The sequence below is a fragment of the Paenibacillus sp. 1SOY10 genome, from assembly GCF_056836745.1.
The window spans coordinates 606,332-630,457 of sequence record NZ_JBXENK010000001.1; the positions used below are offsets into that span (position 1 = coordinate 606,332).

Sequence of the window (24,126 nt, forward strand, 5' to 3'; positions counted from 1 at the left end):
GTGCTTTTATTTCTTCGCAATGATCATAAAGCGGTTGATGTTCTGGTGCCCATACTTCAGATAATGAAGCGGCAAAGCTAGGGCAGGAATAAAGTTCCGCCTTACATCAAGAGATGTAAAACCAGCCGCTTTCAAGGCCTCCTCGTCCGCCTCCGGGCGGAGGACGCGAACAAAGGGCAAGCCGCTAAGCAAGCTCCGATCCTCCTGATTCCGCTGCCGAACGCGCCCTTCCGTCACTAAGATCAAGAACCAGGAGAGAGCATACCACAAGCGGCGCATCAAGCTACGGCTCTCCTTGTACATGTAATTGCCGTCAAAGACAATCAGCACACCGCCCGGCTTCAATATCCGATACCATTCAGCGTAAGCCTTCTGCGGCTCTGGCAATGTCCAGACGACATCACGACATACAACGGCATCATAGCTGTCGACCGCCTCCGCCTGCAAATTCGCAGCATCGCCGACATAAGCGGGAACCTCATAACCAAAGTGGCGGAAATTTCCCGTGGCCCGCTCAATCATCCCCGAAGAGGCATCCACCGCCGTCGGCTTATGACCCATCTGGGATAGCAGAATGGAGAAAAATCCGGGTCCCGTGCCGACATCCAGCACCTTCTGGTCAGGCCGCTCCCCCATCCCCTCTACAAGCAGGGATTTCCACAACGCCACCGTTCTTTTACTCCGAAATTGAGTTTTGATTACTTTATCATAACTACCCGAGCTGGAATTCCAATACTTGGAGATCTCCTTCAGCATTATTGTTCACCCACATTCAGTTGATTCCAGAAAATCGGTGTAAACGTGGTGTATCCGGCCTTATACCCCGTAACCCGCTGACTTCTAACCAGGACATCATCGGGAAAATAAATAGCTGCAAACATGGCCTGCTCGTACATCTGAGCAAATATAGAATCATAGGCAGCTTGACGCTTCTCCAAATCGGTGGTGCCTACGGCCTGGTCAATCAATGCCTCCAGCTTGGCATCGGACCATACGACAGCGGGCGCTTCACCTGTTGCGTGAAATAAGGATAACAGGAAGGAATGCGGATTATAAGCATCGTCATACGTACGGTATAGAATCAGATCATACTCCCTGGTTTTCCATAGAGCATCGTAATAAGCGTTAGGCTCCAGCACCTGCAGGTTAACCCGGATACCGATCTCCTGCAGCTCCGATTGAATCAGTTCAGCAATAGGCTTCCATTCCGGGAATTCCGCCTGCTGCAATACCAGGTTCAACTCCAGCGGCTCCCCGGACTTCAGGACCACACCCTCAGCGTTAGCCTCGGCATAACCCGCTTCTGCCAGCAACCGCTTGGCTTCCTCTGGTTCAAATCCATACCAGGTCTGATTGGACTCGGTGACATACGGCACCGTCGTAGGGAACAAGCCGGTAGCTTCGCTGCCGATTCCGTTCATCAGATCGCCTACAATGCTTGCTTTGTTGATCGCCAGATTGATTGCCTTACGGACATTCAGTTCCTGCAAGGCCGGTGTGTCATAGTTAAAGATCATAAAATGGGAGTTCGTACCCGGCGTCCGCTCCAGACTTAGTGAAGCATCGGCTTCAATGACCGGGATGCTCTCCACTGGAATTTTGCCTAATTGGCCTCCGGCAATATCAATGTCTCCGCTTTGCAGGGCCATGACGCGGGATTGCGGGTCGGGAATAACCTTTAGCACCATTTTGGAAAGCTTCGGCTTCTCGCCCCAGTAATAAGGGTTGGCTACAAGCACAGCTTCTTGTTCTGTCTTATAGCTCTCGGCCATCCAGGCCCCGGTTCCAATCGGAGAGACAAATTGACCGTTCACATCTCCAGCGGGCTCCACAGCCGATGGGCTAATAATCCGTACCGGACGGGCAAAGGACAACTCTGTCAAAAAGGGATAGTAGGATTTGCTAAAAGTCATGGTTATCGTATGCTCGTCTACCACTTCCAGAGATTCCAAAGCGGTGGCCACGTTTAAGGTATTGGTCGGGTCCTTAATCCAGCGCTCGAAGGAGAATTTAACGGCATCCGCATTTAATGGCGTACCATCCGAGAATTTGACACCTTGACGCAATTGGAAGGTATATACCTTGCCATCCTCGGAAATATCCCAGGACTCCGCCAGCGCAGGCTTGATCTCTCCCTTCTCCCCATACTCCACCAATCCGTCATAGATCATGGCATGTACGGTCATCGAGCCTTTATAAGCACCGGCATCCAATTGATCGAGACCCGCATCGGCAGAGATGGCTACGGTAAGCACCTGGTCATTCGCTGCTTCGCCCGCAGGGGTGGATTGTTGCTGATCATTACCGGTATTTCCTTCATTTGTGCTATTGGAGGATTCTTCCTTATTGCTGCAGCCTGCCACCAGCACTACAGCCAGTAAAATCAGAATCAGACTGGTAATCAAACGACGCTGTCCAATAAAAGGTTTATTCATGAATAGTAACTCTCCTTCTGTCTTCCACTTCATATGTGATTATATTTGTCTCTTTGCCTGGGGTCCTGGATCGGTACAGAGGCGACCAGCGTTCGTGTATAAGGATGCTTGGCCTGCATCAACAGATTTTCACCCGATGTCTGCTCTATGATTTCGCCTTGATACATCACGGCTACACTGTCGCATAAGCGGTGTACGATGGATAAATCATGAGTGATAAAAATATAAGCTAGTCCCAACTCTCGCTTCAATTCTTTAAGTAAATCGATCATCTGCTTGCGCAGGGTCATGTCCAGACTGGAGAAGGGTTCATCGCATATAACCAATTCCGGTTGCAAGACAATCGCCCTGGCGATGCCAACTCTTTGCAATTGACCCCCACTGAGCTCATGAGGAAGTCTGCTGAGATACCCTGAACCCAGGCCAACCCGTTCCAGGGTCTCTATCACTCTGGACTTACGAGCCTTCGGGTTGTTCCAGCCATAGTTGCGCAGTGGCTCGTCAACGATTTGCTCGATCGTGAACAAGGGATTACATGCAGCCAGACTATTCTGGAAGATCATCTGTACCTTGCCCCGGATGGCTTGCATCTGCCGCTGCTTCCAATGCGTAAACTCCATGTTCCGGTAGAATACCTGTCCGGCGGAGGCCTTCTCGAGTCCCATCAGTAGCCTGGCCAAGGTGCTCTTGCCACAGCCACTCTCCCCCACCAGCCCCAGATTCTCGCCCGGGGCAAGCGATAAATTAACTTGGCTTACCGCCTGTACAGGGGGAACTTTTGCCGCCAGCCAGCCCCTTTCCATGCGATAAACCTTGCTTAAATTGTTGGCTCTCAACAGCTCCATAGCGCTCTGCTCTCCCTAACTCCTGTTAGTCAAATAGGTGTAGTCCACTTCAAAGGTTCGGTCCCCCCGCTAGCGGCAATCCAGCAAATATTTCGTATAAGGATGGTTAGGGGCGGCGAATATATCATACACATCCCCTTCCTCCACGATTCTCCCGGCACGCATGACGTACACATAGTCGGCCAGTTCAGCGACAACGCCAAGATCATGGGTAATGAGTAAAATGCTCATTCCTTCCTCGCGCCGGGCACGATCTAATTCCTTAAGAATTTGCGCTTGTATCGTCACATCCAGGGCCGTGGTCGGTTCATCGGCGATCAACAGACTGGCCCCTGCAAGCAAGGCAGTCGCAATCATGACCCTTTGACACATGCCCCCACTGATTTGAAAAGGATATTTGTGAAACAAGGCATCCGGATGAGCAAGCCCGACCTGCTGCATCTGGCTTAAGGCCAGCTTCTTCGCTTCCTGAGCCGATACCTGAAGATGCTGCCTCACACTCTCCATCAACTGCTTCCCGATGGTAATGACAGGGTTCAGCGCATTGACCGGGTCCTGGAAGATGACGGCTATTTCCCGGCCGCGTACTTGCTTAAGCTGGCGCTCCGAATACGTACGAAGGTTCCGGTTGCCCAGCCAAATGTTGCCCTCCTCCACCTGTCCCGGGGGATCGATCAGGCCCATGGCCGCCATCGCCGTGACACTTTTGCCGCTCCCGCTCTCACCAACCAGTGCCACAATCTGTCCCGGCTTCACCTCCAGACTCACATCCTCCACCGCCCTCTGTAACCGTTGCCCCGTGTCGAAGCTAACCCGTAAATGCTCAATTCGTAGAGCCGGAGATGTTGCATCCCTCATGAAGCCACCTCCTCTTTCCGTGCTTCGGCCACCCCTTGATTAGATGGCTTAAGCCCTTCACCCAGCAAGTTGAAGCCGAGTACTACTAGCATGATCGTCAGCCCCGGGAACAGCAGCAGGCGTGGTGCGGTCTGAATATAAGGACGGCTGTCATTCAGCATAATGCCCCACTCCGGCGTAGGTGGCTGGGCTCCCAAACCGAGAAAGGATAAACCTGCGATAGAGAGAATGATGGTTCCGACCTCCAGCGAAGCCAGGACCAGGATGGGCCGAGCCGTATTCAGCAGGATATGCCGAAATACAATTTTCAGATGAGAGGTTCCGGCGGCCCGGGCTGCCATAATATAATCACTTTCCTTGATCTGCAGCACCATCCCGCGAATGACGCGGGTGTATCCCGTCCACCATACCGCCACGAAAGCGATCAACAGATTCTTCATGCTAGGCCCCAGCATCGCCGTAATCGCCAGAGAAAGAATCAGACTGGGGAAGGCCAGCAGAATATCAATCATACGCATAATAAAATGATCCACCTTGCCTCCGATATACCCAGCCAACAGGCCAAGCGGCACGCTAATAGAGAACACGACAGCAAGAACGATCAGCGAATAATATAGCGAGGTTCTTATGCCGTAAATTAAGCGGGATAACACGCAGCGTCCCAAATGGTCCGTTCCCAGCGGATATTCCAGGGAAGGCATGCTTAATTTATGCTCCATATGGATCTGCAGCGGATCGGAAGGGGCAATCCAGGGCGCAAGTAAGCCCACAAGCAGAAATAGCAGGACAATAGCTGCCCCGATTCGGGCCGCTCCTGTTCGTAGTAGTCGTGTCTGAAACATCAAAACATACTGCTCCTTCTACAAGCACTCAGCGCAGCCTGATTCTGGGGTCCAGCAGCATATGCAGCATATCTACCGCCAAATTGACCAGGACAACGACAAGCGCCATCAGTAATACGTAACCTTGAATCACAATGTAATCTTTCGCAAAAATAGCATCAACCGCATATTTACCGATGCCGGGCCAGGAGAAAATCGTCTCCACGACAACCGAACCACCAAGCAAAGCGGACATATGAATGCCCAGCAAGGTTAGGCTGGGCAACCATGCGTTACGAAGGGCATGCTTGGCAATAATAGCCCCACCGGCTAGCCCCTTGGCCCGGGCTGCCTTGATATATAGCTTGCCGAGGATATCCAGCAAGCTGGTACGAATTAGCCGAATATAGATGCCTGCCAGGCCAAAGCCCAAGGCAATGGAGGGCAAGACGAGGCTGGAAGCCCCCTCCATCCCTGTCACAGGCAACAGCTTGAGCTTGACACCCCCATAGTAAATGAGGATCAGGCTAAGCCAGTAACCAGGCATAGATACGCTAAGCAGCGCACATCCCCGACCCAAGCGATCCAGCCAGCTTCCCGGATAGAGGGCTGAGCCAATGCCAAGCGGCAGGGCAACTCCCAACGCTACCAGCAGAGAACCGGCAGTCAGCACCGCCGTAGCAGGGAATCGGCTCATTAGTTCTGTAAATACAGGCCGTCCGCTGCTATAGGAAATGCCAAGATCAAGCTGAAATAAACGAAGCAGCCAATGCACGTATTGCATATATACCGGGTCGTTCAGACCTAGCGCTTGCCGGGTTGCCTGAACCGCTTCATATGTAGGCTTGATGCCATCCCCCCGCAGCATAATTTCCGCCGGGTCGCCCGGCGTTAACTGCATGAGGCCAAAGGTGATGCAAGATATCCCCAGCAGCACCGGAACAAGCTGCAGCAGCCGCTGAAGTAGATAGCGCGTAATTGTTTTTCATCCCCTCTCCTTATTAGTAATATTTACGATTATAGCATGATCTCTTAAAATTAATAGTATTATTCAAAAAAATTACGATTTGAGGAAGTGATATTCCTTCTGCTCCACGACGTACCAAGTACAAAGACAAAAAACGCCGTCCCTATAAACCCGGACAGCGTTGATTATTGAAGCTATTCATTGATAATCCAATATCGTCTAATTACATTTCCATCCTGCTCGGTGAAATCGGTGTCACGTCTGCCCCTATTATGGAGAATTGTCTTCTCAGACGCGGTATTATCCGCATCACAGACCACCAGCACTTTGCGAATACCCAGTTTCTTCGCCTCAATTAAGGACAGCTTCAACATGGTTGCGGCGTAGCCCTTACCTCTCTCTGAAGGGCGGATGCCATACCCGATATGGCCACCCGTTTGAAGTAAGTAAGTCGAGAGCTGGTGTCTGATATTCACAGCCCCCAGTATCCGATCTTGCTCGTTGACTAGCCAGAATGTGGAGTCCGGAACCCAGCCCTCAGGAAGATTAATGCCTTGTTTATGACGCTTAAGAACTTCTAGCATAGATTGAAACTCGGCGGGATTTTTGCTGATCACCCACGGAACCATATTTTCCCCGGAGTCCTTCCACTCCTGATAGAAAGACAGATACTCCTTCTCCAACCCCATTTTCGGCTCTACCAGCTTTAAATGACTCATACGGCAATCCCCCTGTTAGAGGATGTTCAAAAAGTTGTCTTCCCAGAACGAAGCTATTCTAGGAGTAAATCCGACATCGAATCTTGAATTCAGCCGGGCCAAGCGTAGGCTTCCGTAGTATGTTTCTTGCAGAAACATTTCAGTTGCTCACGTAGATCTATCTACGCTCCGCTACTCAGTCCCTGACTTCATCCAACCTAAAGCGTTTTGAAAAAACGCACATCGGAAGCATAAGCTTCGGTCCTGCTAATCCGACTTTTTGAACACACACTGTTATAGTTTTACACTTCCCGCTTCTCCTCGGGGTTGTAAATAATCCGGCGGTAATCCCAGTCCTTTGAATCCATATCGCCTAAATACATGCGTTCATGAACCGGCACTTGTTCATATCTCTCCTTGAGCTTGGTACGGTTATATTCCGTGGGATACTCCAGATAGTTATAATAGGCCTCCCGGCAAAGCTCATGCGCCGTCTTCTCTCCCTGCAGCTTCGCATAGGAGTCCAGCAGTTCCTTCTTCTTCTCGTCAGCCTCCGATCCATACAGCATATTCGACAGGGTAATCTTGCCTAATTCAGAAATGGCAATCTCGGTAGGTTCGGAGATCTCTGTAAACAGCGTACCGTCATCGAACAGAATCAAGGTCTCATCTAGCGTATAATGCTCCTCAAAGCCCGAACCGTACACATTAACTGTCCCATTTTTATACACAACTAAATGACATAAAGAAATTCCTTCAGGTCGCTTCATGAATATATAGAAGCCCTTCCCCTCCACCGTCTGATAGAATTGCTCTTGCACGATCTGAAAGTGGACGCTGCTTGGAGATGAGGCAATCCGTCTTTGCTCCTTGAGCTTGATTTCTGCTTCAGAGATTGTATATACATTGCTAAGCTCTGGATTAAGCTTCTGTACAGTAGTCTGAATAAGTTGATAATAGCTATCCTGATCATGCGTCCAGCATGCCGATTGGATACGATACGAGCCTAACCCGAATATGGAAATGGCTTCCCCCGCCGGAATCGTTGGTGTCAGCCAACCTGACCGCAGCTTGGCTCGAAGGCCCGGCATATCGACCAACTCCCAGCAGTTCACCATCCCGTCTTCATACACGTCAGCCTGAATATAGAAGTAATTGCCCCCGTTTCTAATGATACCGGGTACCGCAGCCCCTTCAACTCTCTTCGTACGATAAATATGTTGCATAACTCTCCCTCCCTCAGCCCATCTACATTATTGCCATTTCACTTCACGGCGACCATCCCGGCCGACTATACCAAAACCTTCGGAGAACTTCTTGTCCAGAAACATGGGCAGGCGTTCCTTCAACCCTCTGGACAAAGGCAGGTCACTTAATTCGTCCCGGTCTACCCAGTACAGCTTACCTTCCTCCGTCTCTTGCAACAGCTCTCCGCTAAAGACATACGTTCTGTAACTAAATACGAAATACTTATCATGGGTTTCTTCGTTATACCAATAAATAATACCGCACAGTTCCAACTCCGATACCGTCAGTCCTGTCTCCTCTTTAATCTCCCGGATGGTAGAGTCCACGATGCTCTCGCCATCTTCCAAATGTCCACCGGGAAAAGCCAGGCCCTCCCACGACTTCACTCGCTCCTGAACCAAAACCTTATGCGTGTGGCGATCATAAATCATGCACATATTTGTTAATTCAATGTTTGCCATGCTGACATCTCCTTAGCTATTTCTCATCGGCTTGTATACCCTATAGCATAACATTACGGCCGGGTCAGCTACCAAATAAAAGTCACCAAGCTACTGCTCAAATTCATCACGGCCAGTAAGATAACCGATGAGACAAGGGACGTCAACAGTTGCTTGCCTGCCAAAGCAGAAGCTACGGACCACCCCATCTCCTTCTTGATGGTCCATAACGTAACCAGACAGGCAGTCAGGGTCGACGCCAAATATACAAGAAGAAATATCTGACCTGCACTCATTGATCTTAGCAGTTCTCCTTCTCCTTGATTCAGCACCAGCAAGCCGTCCTTGCGCACGATTGAAAATATGATTCCTCCCGCTGCTTCCTCAGGCAGATGGAATACGCGGAGAAGCGGACCCGCTGCCGCTGAGAGCATGCCAATCAAGCCGGACGCCTGCATAGCTGTAGCAATCAAGCAAATCAGCAGAAAGATAGGCATGGCCTGAAGCAAGAACTGTTTAATTACGGCGCGAACCCGCCAGCTAACTGCGTGCAGCTCCGGCTGTTGCAGGAAGGTCATCGTCTCCATAGTGGGGGAACTTAGCGGCTCCTTCCCCCGGTTCCATATTCGCGTATGCCAAGCTCCAATGAAACCAAGCACCATCATGTAGGGGACGAACAGCCATGGATAACCTGCTGAGCCGAACACCGATAAGGAGGCCCCGATCTGATAGCTGCAAGCTGAACCGTAGGCGATTAGCGATATGCAGGATCGCCTTGTGCAGGCGCTACAAGCCCGGCTCTGGAAGACAGCCACCACATTGCAGCCAAACCCCGATAATACAGGAATCAAATCACGCCCATGAAGCCCGATGCGCCGCATTGGACCATCCAGAGCTTGGGTAATCCGATCCTTGAGACCACTTTCCTCAGTCACAGCAACGCTAAGGCCCAGCAGTAAGACCACCGGAAAGGCCCACAGGAACGAATAAATACCCAGGGTGAGCATGCCGTAATCCCCTACGAGGAATAGTCGAAGCAACTCTGGCCACTGCACGATTGCTACTTTGACAGGTTCTATTAAATACTGGTCTATTAATGGCTGCAGCCATGACGATAACAGGTAGGCCACAATGACGGGAATGGCAAAAATCAGCAGCATAAGCCCAAATGACAGGGGGCTGCCCCAGCGTGGATGCTCCAGCCAAGAGGTTTGCGGGTGCAAAGCATCAATCTCTTCCAGAGACGGTAAGCCGCCGTTTGACAGAGATAATGGGCCAGCTGCCTTCAGTCTGCTCAGCAACTCGGTCCGATCTGTTAGCGTAAATGTGCGGGCATCCATCGCGTATACCGGAATCCCTAATCCCTCGGTACAGGATTGTTCGAGCTTGGACAAGCCAGAAGGAATTTTATCGGCAAAGGTGAGTATCAGTAAGGTCCGTTTACCTACAAGCTTGGGGGAACTTAATAAGATTGGCAATTCTCTGGCAATATCCATGGCTCGTACGACCAGCATTAGAATATCTGCATCCGTAGTGGCATCCAGGGCCATGCTGGTGGTGAGGCTATCATCATTTCCCCGGATACCGGGCAGATCCGTCAGAGCGAATTGGCGCGACATGTTCCCTCTCCGTGCAGTAATTGTAGAGCCCCGGAAATTAGCCTCTTCCCCAGTGTCTTGACCGGTAAGACCACGAAATAGCGTTGATTTGCCGGAGGATTCAAGGCCAAGCATAATAACATTTTGTCGCGGTGATATGACTTCCATCGTATTTACGGCTTCCTCCCTCTATGCTCGCTATGAATTTTTTATTTAATCGTAATATTTACGATATGAGGAGTATAATAATCTCCTTTTCTCTTGTCAACAATAATGATCATCCTAATTGCAAAAGCTATTCGTTATCTTTAAGCTTTATATAGTAGAAAGTTGAACGTAAATAAGGAGAGAACTCACGTGGCTTATATTGAATTTAATCATGTCATCAAGGAGTACGCCTCGGAGGGCGTGGCTATACGTGCCCTGGACGAAGCCAGCTTCTCGATTGAGGAAGGCGAATTAGCGGTGATTCTCGGAGCTTCGGGGGCCGGTAAAACTACGGCATTGAACATCCTGGGAGGCATGGACACGGCCTCTTCAGGCGAAGTGATCGTAGATGGCGAGCTCATCTCCAAGTACAATTCCAAGCAATTGGTTGGCTACCGCCGTACAGATATCGGCTTTGTCTTTCAATTCTATAATCTGGTGCCAAATTTGACGGCACTGGAGAACGTGGAATTGGCAGCGCAGATTTGCGAGAATTCGCTGGACGCTGAGGAAACGTTGAACAAGGTTGGGCTTGCTGACCGCATCAGTCACTTCCCAGCCCAATTATCAGGCGGTGAGCAGCAGCGTGTGTCCATTGCCCGCGCGCTTGCCAAGAATCCCAAGCTGCTCCTCTGTGATGAACCCACCGGTGCGCTCGACTATACGACCGGTAAGCAAATCCTGCAACTGCTGCAGGACACCTGTCGACGGGAGAAGATCACTGTGCTGCTCATTACCCATAACTCTGCACTCGCTCCAATGGCTGACAAGGTCATTCATTTCAAAAGCGGCAAAGTGGTCAAGACTGCACGTAACGAACAGCCTGTGCCCATTGCGCAGATTGAGTGGTAGTTATGAATAAGGCGTATCAAAAGGATATCGTCCGTTCCATTCAAAAGGGCTGGAAGCGCTTCTTGTCCATCCTGTTCATCACCGCCCTGGGTGTGGCTATGCTGACGGGCTTATATGCAGCCTGCCTCGACATGTATTATTCTGCGGATAAGTTCTATGATGAGCAGAAGCTGTTTGACATTCGCATTCTCTCTACCCTCGGACTGACAGAAGAAGATATCCGGCTTTTGGCTCAGGTAGACGGAGTTGAAACGGCCGAAGGCGGGTACAGTGAGACCGGGCATACCGAGGTGGAAGGCATCCGCAAGACGGCTGAAGTCACCATGATGAGCCCACAGGGTCTTAATGCCCCTTATCTGCTGGAAGGCCATCTGCCTGGCAAGGCAGGAGAAATCGCCGTCCCCCGCAAGTATCTGGACGAGAGCGGTAAAACAATTGGCGACACCCTGACGCTTGAGGAAGATGAGGAGCCCGGGGAGGATGCCAATAACACCGATACCCATTCAGAGGTAGAACTGGAACTTGAGGATGACGTAAGCCTGGAGGAGACAGATTCACTTGAACGCACCAGCTTTACGATCACGGGTCTCGTGATGGACCCGATGGATATCCAAGGCAGCGGTGCGGATAACATCTTCCGCGCTACCGCTTCCTCCGACTATACATTCTTCATCACCCCGGCGGATGTGAACACTAAGGTCTATACCGTAGCCCATCTTGTGCTCGCTGGAACAAGAGATATGGACAGTTACTCTGACGAATATGATGAAGTGGTTGAATCAGCAATGAGCCAGATTGAGAACAAGATTAAGACGCAGCGGGAACAGGCCCGCTATGAGGATGTAGTTGTAGAAGGCCGCAAGAAGCTGACAGATGCAGAAGCCACCGTCGATGAGAAGCTGGCGGATGCGGACAAGAAATTAAGCGATGCCCGCAAGGAGCTTAAGGAAGCTAAGCTGGAACTCGCTGAGGGTGAAGCTACCCTGAATGCTGAGGAGAAGGATGCCGCCGAGAAGTTGACCCAGGCTCGGGCAGAGCTAAATCGTAATAAAGCTAAGCTGGTAGATGCGCAAAAGCAGCTTGATGCTGGCAAAGCGAAGCTCAAGGAAGGCGAGACGGAGCTTGACGCCAGTGCCGAGAAGCTCACTGCAGGTCGGCAGCAGTTGGCTAAGGAACGGCAGCAAGCCGAGGAACAGCTCGCTGCAGCGGGACGGCAACTGGACGAAGCTCAGGCACAGTTGAATCAGGCCCGCGCCCGCCTGGAGCCCCAGATCGCTTCGCTCAAGAGCGATCTGGGGGCATTATGGCCCGAGCAGGAATGGAATGCGCTGGTCCAGGCGGCTGCGACGCTCGCCGCAGCCGGTGCGGATGATCAGGCGATCGCCCAAGGCACCGGAAGCGAAAGTGCGGCGCTCGCCGCCGCGCTTCCGGAGGGGTCCGGCGCCGCCGTGGAGGCTGCGCTCGGCATCGGCAAGGTGACTGGCGGCCAGCAGGCGCTGGATCGCCAGAAGCAGGCTTATGCCGAGCAGAAGCAAACCGGCTTGCAGCAACTGGCAGATGCAGAAGCCGAACTCTCGGCGGGGGAAGCGCAGATTGAAGCTTCCCGCCGCACGATAGCCACGCAGAAGGCGGAGCTCACCGCCAGACAAGCGGAATTGGCCAAGGGCCAGGATGAACTGGCCGCAGGCGAAGCCAGACTGGAAGCCGAGGAAGCGGATGCGAAGGCCAAGATTGCCGATGCCCGTAAGGACATCGCCGAGGGCAAGAAGGAACTGGCCGCTGGTGAAGCCGAGCTTACCGAGCAGGAGCAGGAATTTGCCAGCAAGAAAGAAGAAGCGAAGCAAAAGCTGACCGACGCTTATGCCAAGCTGGACGATATTGACACTACCCGGTGGTATGTTCAGGACCGGAGTTCCATCGATAGCTATGCCAGCTTATCCAGCGACTTGTCTTCTATTGAAGCCGTTGGCAAGGTATTTCCGATTATCTTCTTAATTGTGGCTATCCTGATGAGCTTGACCTCCATGACACGGATGGTCGAGGAAGAACGTGGGTTGATTGGAACTTACAAAGCGCTGGGCTTTGGTAACAGCACTGTCTACCGCAAGTACCTGCTGTTTGCCCTGCTGGCTTGTCTGCTTGGCGGTATTGTGGGCGATTTGTTCGGCTTTGTGTTCATGCCAAAATTTGTCGCGATTATTCTGGAGGAACTGTACAGTCTCCCCCATATTTATCTGCGATTTGACCTGCTTTATGGTGTAGGCGGCGTATTGCTATTTATCTTCGGTATTGTAGGCGCAACGTTTATCGCCTGCCGGAGCGAACTGGTGAAAATGCCGGCAGCACTGATGCGCCCCAAGGCACCACGGGCAGGCTCCCGCGTCTTTCTGGAACAGCTCCCCTTCATCTGGAATCGTCTCAAGTTCCTGAACAAGGTTACCGTCCGCAACTTGTTCCGCTATAAGAAGCGGCTGTTCATGACGATAGGGGGCATTATGGGCTGCACCGCCTTGATCCTCTGCGGCTTTGCCATCAAGGACTCCATCGTGGACTTGGCGCCCAAGCAATACGAAAGCGTTTATCAATATGATTTGATGAGCGTCTTCGAGGACAAATCAAATACCGAATTAGTTCAGAAAATATCCCGAGACAGCCGGATTACCAATTACCTCAACCTGAGAATTGAAAATGCGAAGGCGATCAATAGTGCGGAGAAGGGCGAAACCGTGCAATTCATGGTCATCCCGGATGGCGCTTCTCTCAAGGACTACATCCATATCAAGAATCTTGACGGCCAAGAGATCACGCCAAGTGACGAGGGAATCCTCCTCACCAGGAATGCCGCTACTATTCTTGATCTTAAGCCAGGCAGCAAGTTATCCTTGCAGGATATGGAACTGGTGCAGCGAGAGACCGTGGTTACGGATGTGGTGGAGAACTATTTGGGCAACAACGTATATATGACACAATCTTTGTATGAACAATTGTTCGGCCAGATGGCCCTCAACGCTGTGCTTGCCCATCTGTCCATTCCAGGTTCGGAGCAGCCAGCCTACGCGGAGGAGCTGCTTCTCGATGATGCCGTGCTCTCTGCCGTCAGCACCGTAGCGCTGCGGGCAGACTTCGGCTTTGATCTGATCAATGCCGTCGTACTACTTATTACAGCCATGGCTGGAGGTCTCGCCTTCGTCGTGTTGTTCACGCTGTCAAATACGAATATCTCGGAACGTGTCAGAGAGCTTGCTACAATCAAAGTATTAGGCTTCTATGATAAAGAAGTGCATCAATACGTGAACAAGGAATCGTTGATTCTGACTCTGATAGGCATCTTGATTGGATTGCCCGTAGGGCGGATATTAAGTGGATTCCTGACCAGTGCACTGAATATGCCAGCGATGTATTTTGCGGTACATGTCGAGCCCGTCAGCTATGTACTATCCGCAGGGATTACGTTCTGCTTCGCCATTCTGGTTAACTGGATGACCAATCGGACGCTGAACCGCATCAATATGGTGGAAGCTTTGAAAAGTGTGGAATGATGTAAAACAGGGATACTGCTCTCTTATGGAGCGGCATCCCCGTTTTTTTGCGTTCTAGGATAGGTGATGGAGTGTTCCCCCTTATTTGGCGGCCCCTTTGCTCTGCCAAGCTTCCAGGTTCAGTTGCGAGTTGATACTCGCCGCTGTCAGACTACCCATCGAAGCCGCAGCAATGGCCTGATGCATTCGGGAGGCGATATCTCCCGCACTGTAGATGCCTGGTACATTCGTAGCCCCGACCATGCCGAGCATGTCCACAGCTACCACGCCCGTGTCTGACATCTCACAGCCTAATTGCTGCGGCAAATCTGATCCAGGTACCAGATCCGGCTTGAAAAAGATACCTCTGCAAGGGATGACGGTTCCGTCCTCCAGCAGCACCTGCTGAACGATTCCGTCCCTGGATTCAATGGCCTTAATCGGAGAGGTGTGAAGCGGAATTTGATGCCTGCCAAGCTCCTCTCGCTGCTCATCCGTCAAGCCATCAGGACCGTGGGTGCAGAAGGTCAGACGACTCGACCAACCCGAGATGATTGGAGCGAAATGCATCAGTTCAGGGCCGGAGTTGATAATTACGAGCGGTTCGTCCCGAAGCTCCCACCCATCGCAGTATGGGCAAACGAAGGCGCTCTTACCATACACCTCGGCCAAACCGGGAATACCCAGTGGCCGATCCTTCATCCCTACAGCAAACAATAGCTTCTTGGCTGCAAAGACATCTCCCTCGCTTGTTGATGCCTGAAAATGACCATCTGCTCCGGTAATTCCAGTAACGGCATGCCGTACGAAGGAAACCGAAGGGTATCTACTGATATCTTCCATCGCCAAGCGGCGAAGTTCACTTGGCCGAATTCCATCTCTGGTGAGGAATCCATGCGCCTCCTGCGTAACAGCATTACGTGGCTTCCCTTCGTCAATAACTACAACACGCTTGCGAGCTCTCCCCAATACGAGTGCCGCGCTCAAGCCCGCAGGACCCCCGCCGATAATGATAACATCCAAAAGCTCCTTATTTGCCATTACAAAAAAACCTCCCTGGACCTGAGATGTCCATAATTAAAGTAAAGAGCAGCCACTCTACTGTTAATCAGTACCCCAGTTGCAATTGTAGATTCATAATGTCGATAATATACCATCTTGCATTCAATTGCAAATCGCCAGGTGAGAATATAGCCAACTAGGAGCCTTCCGCAATATCATGTCTTATTCCCTTAAGAGCGAGCCATGCAATCAATAGCTGTTGAATTCTCAAGCGGTCCTGAGGATCAATGCTGTGCGACACTTTGCGAGTCAGGTCATATCGCTTGCCCAAATACTTGGTCTCCCCATAAATAAGGGCATCCAGATGGTCCACTCCCGGCATCTCCACGTCAATAGGCAGAACTAGCGAATGCTCCACCAAATAAATGACGGCCGCGCGGCCATGAGACTTCCAATAGAACCCATCCTCGGCCTCGTCCATCCCATCCGCCTGAATTTGATCCATCCTGAGTTGCTCTGCGCTCATCTTTATATCTCCCCTGCCTTCCCCATCCACAAATTATTTTTCATTAAAATTTAAGAATATCACAATTAAACTAGCCCATTAGAGTCATGTGCTCCCTCTCTAAATAGATTAACATGATTTCATCTGTTCCACAGGAGATGTAAAAATATATTGACGAGGAGATTCCCATGGGTCATAAAAACACCTTCAACCCGCTGCGCCGGCTTCATTTCTATGCGGCTTGGCTGATTACGCCACTGCTCATTACGCTCAGCTTATCCGGGATTGGCTTTCTGTTCTATACCGATATCGAGAAGAACATGTACGAGCATGAATTTTTCGGAGACAGCAGCATCACCTCCAGACAAACGATAGATGAGGCGATTCAGCAAATCAGTCAGCAATACCCCGATTATACGATTGCCAAAATCAGCATCATGGAAGACCCGTACAACCATCGGGTAACCATCAGCAACTCCTCAGGAGAGACACAATATATTTTCGTGGACCACCATAATCAGATCGTGGCTAGTCAAAATGCCAAACATACTTATTCCAACCTGATGCGGAATTTCCATAGTTCGCTGTTGACGCAGCAGACCTGGGTCCGTTATCTGGTGGAACTGACGGCTTGCTGGACGGTGTTTCTGATCGTGTCCGGTATCTACATGACCTTCAAGAAGAGATTGCTCACGGCCAAATCTGCCCAGGCTGGTAAGCCCTTGCGATTGCAGAAGATTCACGCCGTGCTGGGATTGGTCATTGTCTTGCCATTAGTCGTAATTATATTGACCGGCATTCCCTGGTCCGTCTTCATGGGCAGTCATATTAGCAAGCTGGGGCAAGAGTACCCGGCCTTGGGCAGAACGGAGCTACGGTATAATCCGCCGCAATCAGATGTCAATGAGATTCCTTGGGCTACCCGAAGCCTGGATCAGCCGACCTCAGACCAAGGTGGTCATGCCGATCATCACTCCACAGGAGAAGCCGCAATCAATCTAGCGCATCAACAAAGCTTGGCAGCCATCATCAAGCTAGCTCAAGCCGAGGAGATTCGTCGCCCCTTCTCTATTGTCTATCCGGCGAATGAGCTAGGTATATTCACCGTGTCCAAAGGCAGCAACACGGGTGTGACCGGTCTGGATGTGAGTCCTTATGAGGAGACAACCGCTTATTTTGATCAATATTCCGGGGATCTGATCGCCAAGATCGATTTTGCGGATTATGGAATCATCGGCAAGTGGTTTACCTGGGGAATTCCGCTGCATGAAGGGCATTTATTTGGCCTGGCTAATAAAATCTTGAATCTGTTGGTCTGTCTTGCCTTCCTGGGGGCGATTGCAATGGGATTCATTTCATGGATGAAAAGGGTAAAACCCGGCGATCTCAATCTCCCGCAGCGAATTAATAAACCCTGGTCTGTTGGCGCGTTGCTCACCTTATTCATTCTGGGAGTGCTTATGCCGTTGTTCGGCTTATCTGTCCTCGTCATCTTGTTGGTTGAGTTCACGATCTACTATATGACCAGAAATAAAGAAAAAACTGCCAGCTAGCCTGCCACGCGATACTCTGCATAAGGATGTATGTGCCAACAAATACGCCCCGGCCGATGACGAAGATTCGTCACTGGCCGGGGCGTTAGCTTTATCCTCAACGCGGAGCCAATCCACCCCATAGCAACTGGACGATATCGGAAGCAGCCTGCTCCACAGTGCGCTGATCGTTCATGATTTCCTTCCGGTTGCGGACCGTCAGCATAGCCACGAACAAATGTGACAGTAGTAAAGGATCACAGGGCGCTATCTCACCTTTCTCCATCGCTTCCTGAAATGCTTGCTCCAGTACGGTATGGAGAGACCCTTCAGATTCTCTAATCTCAGCAATCTGTTCCTCGGATAAACCTGGTGAAGCCTCGCGCATCATCGTCTCGAAGTCAACATGGGTATTTTGCATATGCTTGATCGCCACCTCCAGCAGGCGTTCCCGCAGTGTCCCAGGACCCTGGATGATGGATGCCGTCTGATCACGCGCAATCTTCAGCACGAATACCAAGCATTTGGTGAATAAGATTGCTTTATTGCTGAAGTAGTAATAGACGCTGGCCTTCGTTACGCCGCAGGCCTTGGCCACGGTCTCGAGCGATACTTTCTCAAAGCCCTGCTCCATAAAGAGAAAGGAAGCAGTACGCATAATTTGCACCATCGTTTGTGGGGATTCGGTTGCTTTGGGGCGGCCTGGCTTACGTTTGCCCGTTGGTTTGTTCAAGGCCTGATCCTCCTATGTAGACAAAATTTAAAATAAAGCATTGATTAATTAACCTTCCGGTATATATAATTGTTGTATTCACAATTATATTGTATACGATACCTGATCGATGATGAAAGGAAGGATTATAATGTTCAAGCAAATTGGAACTTGGTTTACCGGGCCCAAGGCCCGCTGGGCAACACTTCTGGCCTGGATTGCCATCGCGGTTCTACTAACTATCTTCTTGCCGGCTGTAGGCGACGAAGAACGCAATAATGCGCCCAATCTTCCGCCAGGTAGCCCTTCCTTGCAGGCTGAGGCCGTAATCGAGCAGTATTTCCCCGGTGAGTCCGGCTTCCCTGCTCTGGTTGTCTGGCAACGCGCCGAGGGTCTGAATGAACAAGATTATGGTCTCATCGCGAATATTTCACAACAGTTAGAGGAATCGCCCCTTGAAGGCCAAGGAGCTCTGGTCCCTCTTCATCGACTTCCGCCTCCTGCCCTGGCGCAAATGGCCTCGGAGGATGGTAGCACGTTCGTGCAACCTCTTATTTTTCAGGAGGGCCTGGAGACCGGACTACTCAAGAAAAGCTTACATGAGCTACAAGAACGGGTCAAGGCTGCAGCAGACAGTGACCCCTTCGCCGTGACCCCCGGTGCTTCGGATGAACTTAGCTTGCGTATTAGCGGACCCGCAGGAATTGCCGTAGATGCTACGGATTTGTTCCTTGGTGCAGACTTCGTACTCTTGGTCGCCACCGTACTGCTTGTACTGGTACTTTTACTCTTGATCTATCGTTCTCCTATTCTGGCGATCATTCCACTGGTTGGCGTCGGATTTGCCTATGTAGTAACAAGTCCCATTCTGGGCTGGTTGGCTCGGGAAGGCTGGATTGTAGTCGATTCTCAGGCGATTGCGATTATGACCGTGCTGCTCTTCGGCGCAGGAACCGACTATTGCCTGTTCTTCATCACCCGCTTCCGGCAAGAGCTGTTGCATGATGGCCGACGCACCAGCGCTCTGCGCCGTTCCTTCCAGGGCGCCTCGGGAGCGATTGCCATGAGCGGCTTTACTGTCGTGCTATCGCTACTGGCACTGCTCGTCGCCAAATACGGCGCCTACGAACGCTTCGCGGTGCCTTTCAGCTTGTCCATTCTGGTGATGATGATCGCCAGTCTGACGCTGGTTCCCGCCTTGCTCTCGATTATCGGCCGGGCCGCCTTCTTCCCGTTCATTCCGCGTACGCCTGAGGAAGAGCAAGCCCGGGCGGCCCAGAAAGGGAAGCCCTACAAGCCGAGAAATCCGGAACGCGGGTGGGGCGCACGCATTGGCAAGCTTGTTGTCAGCAAACCATGGACCGTCGTGGCTTCTTGTATAATTGTACTCGGTTTGCTAGCGACCTTCGCTACGCAAATCTCCTTTACGTACGATTTGTTGTCGTCCTTTCCGAAGGATATGCCATCTCGCCAAGGCTTCGAGCAAATCGCCAAAGCTTATACACCTGGGGAATTGGCGCCGGTGACGGTAGTCGCCAAGGATGGACCTGATCTTACGGAAGCGTTACTGGCCCATCCAGCAGTAGACCATGTTGGGGAGGCTCAAGTAAGTACCACTGACCCGGCCTATTCCTCTTATAGCGTCGTGCTTGCCATCAATCCCTATTCTCTGGAAGCTATGGAAGCTATACCAGAGCTACGGGAGCTGGCAGCAACCGCTCTGGAAGCGGACGGCGTTGCTCAGGCCCACGAGTCCGTGTGGGTATCTGGCCAAACGGCAGAGCAATATGATACAAAAGCGGTAAACGACCGTGACAATAGGGTTATTATTCCCTTGGTCATCGCTCTGATTACACTCTTATTATTGATCTACTTGCGCTCCGTGACGGCCACAGCTTACCTGGTGCTGACCGTTCTGTTATCCTATGCGGCGGCACTTGGACTGGGATGGATTATTCTGCATTATGGATTTGGTGTAGAGGCCATTCAGGGTTCTATCCCTCTGTACTCCTTCGTCTTCCTGATCGCACTTGGTGAGGATTATAATATCTTTATGATCTCAAGTATTTGGCAGAAAGCCAAAAGAATGCCACTCAAGCAAGCGATTAAGGAAGGGGTGGCCGAAACGGGTGGTGTCATTACCTCCGCCGGGCTGATTCTGGCAGCAACGTTCGCCGTCCTCGCCACCATGCCCATTCAAGTGCTGGTCCAGTTCGGGTTCATTACTGCCATCGGGGTACTGATGGACACCTTCATCGTCAGACCATTCCTCGTACCGGCCCTGACCTCCTTGCTCGGCAACGCCGCCTTTTGGCCGAGCCGAGTCAAGCCAAAGGATACTCTCAAGGAAATGTCTGCGGATTAAGGCGGATAGAATCTATCACGTAGCACACAAACAGCCTCCATCCTCCCTTGCGAACAAGGGCGGTAAAGGCTGTTTTTTTACATTATATATGGAGATTGCGAGTGTACCTCGATTCAAACGGCAAGACCGAACTCACCAACTGATTCACATACTCACTCTTGGCACAGGTATAGTGATTGCAATCCAGTTCCTCCAGTATAACCCCATCCCGCAGGAAGGCCAGCCGATTACACAGATAGGCAACCGCCTGGAGATCATGGGCAATGAACAGATAGGTTAATTGAAAATCCACCTGCAGCTCCTTAAGCAGCGTAAGAATCTGTGACTGCACAGACACATCCAGCGAACTGATAGCTTCATCCAAAATGAGATAACGTGGACGGGTAGTCAGTGCCCTTGCAATGCAGATACGTTGCAGTTGTCCGCCGCTCAATTCATGCGGGTATTTGTCCAGATAATCCAGTGGCAATTGCACCCGCTCCATCAACTCGGAGGTGACGGATTCGTTACTGGCCTGCTGCGGCCTGCTGCCCCCATGCAGCATGCGAAGCGGCTCCTCTACGATTTGCCGCAGGGTCCAATTAGGGTTCACTGAAGTGCGATAGTCCTGAAACACCACACTAAACTTCCCTTTGTTCTGCTTAATCCATTTGTGGTGGGGTAGGCCATCAATCTGGATGCTCCCACCATCATAAGCTTCGAGACCAAGCAGGATACGGGACAACGTACTCTTGCCGCTGCCACTCTCTCCCACAATCCCCAAGCAATCTCCATCGCTTAAGTGGAAGCTGACATCCGTGAGCACGTCCTGACGACTACGCCCCCAAAGTCCACGGCTGGATGTATAGCTCTTCTGCAAATGTTCAACTTGGATCATGAGCTCATGCCTCCCCCTGCTTGCAGCGTCTTGACATAGCTGTCTGATAATTGCAGACGTGTATTGACCAGATATTGCGTGTAAGGATGCTGCGGCTTATTAAACACGTTCGCCACCGTACCGTCCTCCACGATTTCTCCGTCCTTCATTACAATGACATGATCAGCTAACCGTTGAACTACGCCCAAGTCATGGGATATGAGGATCAACGTTGTGCCTGTAAGCTCCTTCAGGTATTGGAACTGCTTGACGACCTCCAGTTGATTGATGGAATCCAGCGCCGTCGTTGGCTCATCGGCAATAATCAGACTGGGCTTCAAGACGAGAGCGATCGCAATCATGCAACGTTGAAGCATCCCGCCCGACAGCTCATGAGGATAGCTCTTGTATACGGCAACAGGGTCAATGAAGTTCATCGTTCTAAGACTGTCCAGACTCAATCGCTCGGCTTCCTTTTTCGTTACTTTCAGGACCTGGACAAAGGTTTGTCGCATCTGGAAGCCCATTTTCTCAATCGGATTAAAGGCTGTCATGGCATCCTGGAGAATCATGCTGATCTTCCGGCCACGGATGGCCCGGCGCTGCTTCTCATCATCCTGCAACATATTGCGGTCCTCGAACCAAATCTCACCGTCAGATTGAATCCAGCGCGGATTGACACCCAGAATCTCCCGCACGGTCATGGACTTCCCACTGCCGCTCTCACCCACAATACCCAGACAGGTATTAGGCTGTACCGCAAAAGAGGCGTCACGAACGATGGTTTCCCCCGTCTTCTGATCCCTGATATTCAGCTTATTTACTCTCAATAGTGGCACTATCCATCTTCCTTCCTGTCCCGATCCGGAGCAGCTTGCGTTGTGGCTTGTGACGGGTCATATATGAATTGGCATTCATCGCCTGCTGCATGCTGTCCCCCAGGAAATTAAGCGCCACAACGACCAGCAAAATGGTCAAGCCAGCAGGAATCATCTGCCACGGATGAGTAAACAGCACATTCTTGGCTTCGTTCAGCATCATGCCCCATTCCGGTGTTGGCGGCTGCACACCCAGTCCCAGGAAGGACAACGAGGAAATGCTGAGGATGACCCAGCCCATCTCCAGTGTCGAGTGAGTCGTCACTTCTCCGGCAATGCCAGGCACGATATGCTTCCTCATAATATATAAGGAAGACGCCTGATGAACCTGCGCAAACTTTACATAGTTCTTGGAGCGATATTGCTGCACGCTGCTGTAGATCATGCGGGTATACCATGCCCATTTGGACAGGATATTGGCTATAACGATGTTCAGAATTCCCGGACCCAGCACGCCAACGATAGCCAGAATCATGACCTCGGAGGGAAACGACAACATCACATCGCACACTCGCAAGATGACTTCCCGAACTTTCCCGTTAGAATAACCGGCTAGAATACCGAAGGCGACTCCGGATATGATCGTGACGGCCATAGCCAGAAAGGCATAGAAAAACGTGGTCCGAATGCCAAACAGAATCCGGGAGAGCAAGCATCTTCCCAGATGGTCCGTCCCCAGCGGATATTCGGCGCTTGGCATCGCCAGCTTCACATCGACTCGTAGCAACGTGGGATCATGCGGTGCAAGCAGCGGTGCAAAGAGTCCAGCCAGGGAAATGAGACCCAAAAAGACCAGACACAACAGGCCCAGCTTATCCTGCTTAAGACGCTTGAAGTAACTCATTTGGCCTCCCTCCGTAATCTGGGGTCAATCATGACAATACAAATATCTACCAATAAATTGCAGATAATAAATAGAACCGCCATCATCAGAATATAAGCTTGAATAACCGGATAATCCGAATTAAAAATAGCTTTGACGCACAGACGCCCAATCCCCGGCCACGCAAATATGTTCTCCACAATCACTGTCCCCGCGATCAGACGCGGAATGGACATCCCAAAGGCCGTTAGCGAGGATTGAATGGAATTCGCAAATATCTTCCCTACAACCGTGCTTTGCTGAAGTCCTCTCAACTTGGCATAGAGAATGAAGTTCTCGCTGGCATTCTGAATCATATTATTGCGAATCAGCCTGACATACGTAGACAAGAAGGTCAGAGATAACGTCAAGGCTGGCAAAATGATAGAAGCAGGTCCATTCATGCCACTGGTCGGCAGCCAGCCCAGATAGACGGAGAAGTACCACATCAGCAGCAAGCCAATCCAGAAGCTTGGCATCGCAGCCAGCACAAAGATAAATCCCCGCAGGAAGCGATCCTGCCACCGGTTCTCGAAGATGCTGCAAATAATGCCTATCGAGATACTGAAAATAACGATCAGAAGCAGCGTAACCCCGGCTAATTGAAGGGTAGGAGGAATGGCTTGCTGCAACTCCTCCAATACAGGCTTCTTATTCACGAAGCTCTGGCCGAAGTCCCCTTGCAGGCTATCGAAGATCCAGTTCTTATAGCGAATGAGAAAAGGATCATCCAATCCCAATTCTTCTCTCATCTGCTGCACAACTTCTTCGGTTGGCGTAATCTGATTGACACGCAGGGCAATCTCCGCCGGATCACTGGTCCGCAAATTGATCAGCACAAAGGCCATAAAGGTAACCAGGATCAACAACGGAAATGTGCCCAAAATCCGTTTGGTCAAATACTGTTTCATGATAGAATCACTCTTC

Annotated in this window: 21 protein-coding genes; 4 read left to right on the forward strand and 17 right to left on the reverse strand. The window is 51.1% G+C overall.

The window, feature by feature from the left end; translation table 11 throughout:
• Positions 1-6 precede the first annotated feature (6 nt).
• The 10 genes from AC1VOR_RS02910 to AC1VOR_RS02955 form a co-directional block, all read right to left on the reverse strand.
• On the reverse strand, positions 7-756 hold the full coding sequence (locus AC1VOR_RS02910) for a class I SAM-dependent methyltransferase (protein ID WP_482615771.1): 750 nt from the start codon (positions 754-756) through the stop codon (positions 7-9).
• Positions 756-2,435 (reverse strand): nickel ABC transporter substrate-binding protein, encoded by a 1,680-nt coding sequence (locus AC1VOR_RS02915; protein ID WP_482615772.1) that lies wholly within the window; start codon positions 2,433-2,435, stop codon positions 756-758. Before AC1VOR_RS02915 ends, AC1VOR_RS02910 begins: the two co-directional genes overlap by 1 nt.
• A gap of 29 nt (positions 2,436-2,464) precedes the next feature.
• Positions 2,465-3,280: an ATP-binding cassette domain-containing protein gene (locus AC1VOR_RS02920; protein WP_482615773.1), complete on the reverse strand. Its 816-nt coding sequence runs from the start codon at positions 3,278-3,280 to the stop codon at positions 2,465-2,467.
• 69 nt (positions 3,281-3,349) lie between these two features.
• The gene (locus AC1VOR_RS02925; RefSeq protein WP_482615774.1) at positions 3,350-4,138 is read right to left on the reverse strand and encodes an ABC transporter ATP-binding protein; all 789 of its coding nucleotides are present in this window, start codon (positions 4,136-4,138) and stop codon (positions 3,350-3,352) included.
• A complete protein-coding gene (gene nikC, locus AC1VOR_RS02930) occupies positions 4,135-4,980 on the reverse strand; it encodes a nickel transporter permease (protein WP_482615775.1) in 846 nt (281 codons plus the stop codon). Before nikC ends, AC1VOR_RS02925 begins: the two co-directional genes overlap by 4 nt.
• Before the next feature lie 28 nt (positions 4,981-5,008).
• The gene (nikB, locus tag AC1VOR_RS02935; RefSeq protein WP_482616383.1) at positions 5,009-5,938 is read right to left on the reverse strand and encodes a nickel ABC transporter permease; all 930 of its coding nucleotides are present in this window, start codon (positions 5,936-5,938) and stop codon (positions 5,009-5,011) included.
• A gap of 182 nt (positions 5,939-6,120) precedes the next feature.
• A complete protein-coding gene (locus tag AC1VOR_RS02940) occupies positions 6,121-6,645 on the reverse strand; it encodes a GNAT family N-acetyltransferase (protein ID WP_482615776.1) in 525 nt (174 codons plus the stop codon).
• A 281-nt stretch (positions 6,646-6,926) separates the two neighbouring features.
• Positions 6,927-7,850 carry a DUF7638 domain-containing protein gene (locus AC1VOR_RS02945; protein WP_482615777.1) on the reverse strand — a complete coding sequence of 308 codons (924 nt, stop codon included), beginning with the start codon at positions 7,848-7,850 and terminating at the stop codon, positions 6,927-6,929.
• Positions 7,851-7,877: 27 nt separating this feature from the next.
• Positions 7,878-8,333 (reverse strand): NUDIX domain-containing protein, encoded by a 456-nt coding sequence (locus AC1VOR_RS02950; protein WP_482615778.1) that lies wholly within the window; start codon positions 8,331-8,333, stop codon positions 7,878-7,880.
• Positions 8,334-8,401: 68 nt separating this feature from the next.
• Positions 8,402-10,078 carry a nucleoside recognition domain-containing protein gene (locus tag AC1VOR_RS02955; protein WP_482615779.1) on the reverse strand — a complete coding sequence of 559 codons (1,677 nt, stop codon included), beginning with the start codon at positions 10,076-10,078 and terminating at the stop codon, positions 8,402-8,404.
• Between the two features lie 189 nt (positions 10,079-10,267).
• Here AC1VOR_RS02955 and AC1VOR_RS02960 point away from each other — a divergent pair, with 189 nt between their 5' ends.
• Entirely contained in the window at positions 10,268-10,969 is a 702-nt protein-coding gene (locus tag AC1VOR_RS02960; RefSeq protein WP_482615780.1) for an ABC transporter ATP-binding protein, read from the forward strand.
• A 2-nt stretch (positions 10,970-10,971) separates the two neighbouring features.
• Positions 10,972-14,508, forward strand: coding sequence for an ABC transporter permease (locus AC1VOR_RS02965; protein ID WP_482615781.1), 3,537 nt, complete (start codon positions 10,972-10,974; stop codon positions 14,506-14,508).
• An 81-nt stretch (positions 14,509-14,589) separates the two neighbouring features.
• Here AC1VOR_RS02965 and AC1VOR_RS02970 read toward each other — a convergent pair whose 3' ends face one another.
• Together AC1VOR_RS02970 and AC1VOR_RS02975 are read right to left on the reverse strand one after the other, a co-directional pair.
• Positions 14,590-15,528 (reverse strand): NAD(P)/FAD-dependent oxidoreductase, encoded by a 939-nt coding sequence (locus AC1VOR_RS02970; RefSeq protein ID WP_482615782.1) that lies wholly within the window; start codon positions 15,526-15,528, stop codon positions 14,590-14,592.
• 157 nt (positions 15,529-15,685) lie between these two features.
• Positions 15,686-16,015: a hypothetical protein gene (locus tag AC1VOR_RS02975; RefSeq protein WP_482615783.1), complete on the reverse strand. Its 330-nt coding sequence runs from the start codon at positions 16,013-16,015 to the stop codon at positions 15,686-15,688.
• 167 nt (positions 16,016-16,182) lie between these two features.
• Here AC1VOR_RS02975 and AC1VOR_RS02980 point away from each other — a divergent pair, with 167 nt between their 5' ends.
• The gene (locus tag AC1VOR_RS02980) at positions 16,183-17,547 is read left to right on the forward strand and encodes a PepSY-associated TM helix domain-containing protein (RefSeq protein ID WP_482615784.1); all 1,365 of its coding nucleotides are present in this window, start codon (positions 16,183-16,185) and stop codon (positions 17,545-17,547) included.
• A gap of 97 nt (positions 17,548-17,644) precedes the next feature.
• Here the strand turns inward: AC1VOR_RS02980 and AC1VOR_RS02985 are convergent, their stop codons facing one another.
• Entirely contained in the window at positions 17,645-18,259 is a 615-nt protein-coding gene (locus tag AC1VOR_RS02985) for a TetR/AcrR family transcriptional regulator (protein ID WP_482615785.1), read from the reverse strand.
• 130 nt (positions 18,260-18,389) lie between these two features.
• Between AC1VOR_RS02985 and AC1VOR_RS02990 the strand changes: the two genes are divergently transcribed.
• Positions 18,390-20,603, forward strand: a complete 2,214-nt coding sequence (locus tag AC1VOR_RS02990; protein WP_482615786.1) for an MMPL family transporter — start codon at positions 18,390-18,392, stop codon at positions 20,601-20,603.
• Between the two features lie 82 nt (positions 20,604-20,685).
• Here AC1VOR_RS02990 and AC1VOR_RS02995 read toward each other — a convergent pair whose 3' ends face one another.
• From AC1VOR_RS02995 to opp1B, 4 genes are read right to left on the reverse strand one after another with little or no spacing between them, the layout of a single operon-like run.
• Positions 20,686-21,480, reverse strand: coding sequence for an ABC transporter ATP-binding protein (locus tag AC1VOR_RS02995; RefSeq protein WP_482615787.1), 795 nt, complete (start codon positions 21,478-21,480; stop codon positions 20,686-20,688).
• Positions 21,477-22,298: an ABC transporter ATP-binding protein gene (locus AC1VOR_RS03000; protein ID WP_482615788.1), complete on the reverse strand. Its 822-nt coding sequence runs from the start codon at positions 22,296-22,298 to the stop codon at positions 21,477-21,479. Before AC1VOR_RS03000 ends, AC1VOR_RS02995 begins: the two co-directional genes overlap by 4 nt.
• Positions 22,276-23,181 carry a nickel/cobalt ABC transporter permease gene (gene opp1C / locus AC1VOR_RS03005; protein WP_482615789.1) on the reverse strand — a complete coding sequence of 302 codons (906 nt, stop codon included), beginning with the start codon at positions 23,179-23,181 and terminating at the stop codon, positions 22,276-22,278. The genes AC1VOR_RS03000 and opp1C overlap by 23 nt, the downstream gene beginning before the upstream one ends.
• Entirely contained in the window at positions 23,178-24,110 is a 933-nt protein-coding gene (opp1B, locus tag AC1VOR_RS03010; RefSeq protein WP_482615790.1) for a nickel/cobalt ABC transporter permease, read from the reverse strand. The genes opp1C and opp1B overlap by 4 nt, the downstream gene beginning before the upstream one ends.
• Between the last annotated feature and the right edge of the window lie 16 nt (positions 24,111-24,126).